Origin of the sequence: Mycobacterium neglectum, assembly GCF_002591975.1 — a bacterium.
In the GTDB taxonomy this organism is placed as follows: Bacteria; Actinomycetota; Actinomycetes; order Mycobacteriales; family Mycobacteriaceae; genus Mycobacterium; species Mycobacterium neglectum.
In genome coordinates this window covers 1-593 of the sequence record NZ_NVQE01000121.1, presented here as the reverse complement: position 1 = coordinate 593, position 593 = coordinate 1, and the positions used below count along the sequence as shown (strand labels likewise).

Here is a 593-nt window from a genome sequence, read left to right as displayed (position 1 = left end):
CATCGCTACCCAATTCCTCGGCGGCTCGAACTTCGCCTCTTTCGGCTTCGGCGCGGGCACCGGCGGATTGAGCAACACCCAAAGCGTTCGCAACATCAGCGTCACCGCCACCTTCGAAGGCCAGGCGCCCGGCAATAGTTCCCCTGTCGCGGTTGCCGATACGGCGACGACGGCGGCAGACACTCCGGTCGTCATCGCCGTGCTCGCTAATGACAGCGATTCCGACAACGATCCCCTCACCGTCACCGCCGTGTCGAACGTCGTAAACGGCACCGCAACGATCAACGCCAACAACACGATCACTTATAGCCCCACCGCGGGCTTCAGCGGTTCTGGCGGCTTTTCCTACACGATCTCCGATGGAACGACGCAACGATCGGCGCCAGTCAGCGTGACGGTCACCCCGGTGCAGCCGCCGCCACCGCCGCCACCGCCGCCACCGCCGCCCAGCGCCGTGACGTTGACGCCGAATGGCAGTGCCAGTGTCGCCAGCAATGTTTTCACCCTGACGACGACGACGACCGGCAATCAGGCCGGCTCGGCGATGTCGACGGGGCGCATCGATGTGCGCCAGAACTTCACCTTGGCCTTCG

The 593-nt window shown here is 64.8% G+C and carries 1 protein-coding gene; it reads left to right on the top strand.

Features of this window, described 5'->3' with window-relative positions; all coding sequences use genetic code 11:
• A partial coding sequence (locus CSQ99_RS31140) for an Ig-like domain-containing protein (protein WP_176561303.1) occupies positions 1-593 on the top strand: 593 nt, incomplete at both ends.